At 71.0% G+C, this 1520-nt stretch carries 2 protein-coding genes and 1 pseudogene; all 3 read left to right on the top strand.

The window, feature by feature from the left end:
- Positions 1–230: SteA domain-containing protein (locus tag AB0B48_RS33095; RefSeq protein WP_357208591.1), on the top strand; the 230-nt coding region annotated here is incomplete at its 5' end.
- A 27-nt stretch (positions 231–257) separates the two neighbouring features.
- Positions 258–1199 (top strand): copper transporter, encoded by a 942-nt coding sequence (locus AB0B48_RS33090; RefSeq protein ID WP_357208588.1) that lies wholly within the window; start codon positions 258–260, stop codon positions 1197–1199.
- 67 nt (positions 1200–1266) lie between these two features.
- Positions 1267–1520 (top strand): annotated as a pseudogene (locus AB0B48_RS33085) (hypothetical protein); the annotation flags it as partial.

Here is a 1520-nt window from a genome sequence, read left to right as displayed (position 1 = left end):
CCTCGACGTTCCTGACCCGGCTGAAGGTCGGCGGCAAGCTGGTCGACGCCAAGGGTGTGAGCCGGCTCTACCGGCAGAGCATCTCCGGCTCGTCGCTGCTGCTGCTGGTGCTGTCGGCGATCGCGGCGATGGCGTCCGCGGTGGCCGTGTCGACAGTCGGGAAGGCGTACCTGGGCGTGGTCGCCGAGTGGTGGGACAATTTCGTGTTCCAGCTGTACCGGCTCTTCTAGTTCCCGACCGATCAAGAGGCTGCAAGCGTGATCAACTTCCGCTACCACGTGGTGTCCCTCACCGCGGTCTTCCTGGCTCTGGCGATCGGGCTGGTGGTCGGCACAGCCGCCCTCAACGGCCCGGTCGCCGACTCGCTCGAGGGGCAGGTCACCGGGCTGCGCAAGGACAACCAACACTGGCGTCAGACGGTCAGCAACATGGAGAAGCAACTCGCGTTGGAAGAGGAGTTCGCCGAGGAGACCGCTCAGATTCTCCTGCCCGGCACCCTCACCGGGCGTCGGGTCGTGGTGCTCAGCCTGCCCAACGGGCGCGACCACACCGAGGGCGTGCTCAAGAAGCTCCAGCTCGGCGGGGCGACCATCACCGGCCAGGTCGACCTGCAGGACAAGTTCATCAACCCGGACAACAACTCCAACCTGCTGGAGTTGGCCGTCACCGCCGCCCGCCCCACCGCGCAGACCACCGGCCTGCCGGGCAACGGGCACGGCGTGGAGACCTCGAGCGCGTTGCTCGCCAGCGTCCTGCTGGACCGGCCGCAGGGGGTCGCGCCGGTCAGCGACGCCGACCGGCGGGCGGTGCTCGCCGCTTACAACAACGCCGGTTATCTGACCACTGACAGCAACAAGGTGACCGCCTCGGCGGAGGCTGTCGTCGTGGTCAGCGGCCAGCCGTACGTCGACAAGGACTCCGACAAGCGGGACGAGTCGGTGGTCAAGGTCGCGGAGCAGTTCGACCGCACCGGTTCGATCGTGGTGGCCGGCAACGGTTCGGTCGGCGGCAACCTGGTCGGCGTGGTGCGCGGCGACCCGGTGCTCGCCCAGACCATCTCCACGGTCGACAACGCCAACACCGTGCAGGGCCAGGTGGTCACCAGCCTCGCCCTGGTGCAGCAACTCACCGAGAAGAAGGCCGGGCAGTACGGCGTCGGCGACAACGCCGCGTCGCTGCTGCCTAGACTGCCCCAGTGAGCGAACGACGTACCCCCGTGTCCGGATCCGACCAGGTGACGCGTGACCGAGCTGGCGAGGTGGCGGCGTGAGCGCCCTGGGTCGGCTGTTGATCGCCGGTGCGGGCGCCGCGGCGGCCCGGTACGCGCTGCGTGAGGCGCGCACCTCGCCGGCCGGGCCCGCGTTGGAACGCACCAACTTCCGTGGCCGCACGGTCAGCCTGGCCGCCGGGCCGGCGCTCGCCGCCGGCGGTGGCGCCGCCGGCGGGGTCGGTGCCCCCGGCGGCGGCGGCCGGGGGGGGCCCCGGGGCGGGGGTCTCGGGGCGGGCGGGGTGGGGCGGTG

Origin of the sequence: Micromonospora sp. NPDC049089, from assembly GCF_040648775.1 — a bacterium.
GTDB lineage: Bacteria > Actinomycetota > Actinomycetes > Mycobacteriales > Micromonosporaceae > Micromonospora.
This window is presented reverse-complemented; position numbering and strand designations above follow the sequence as displayed.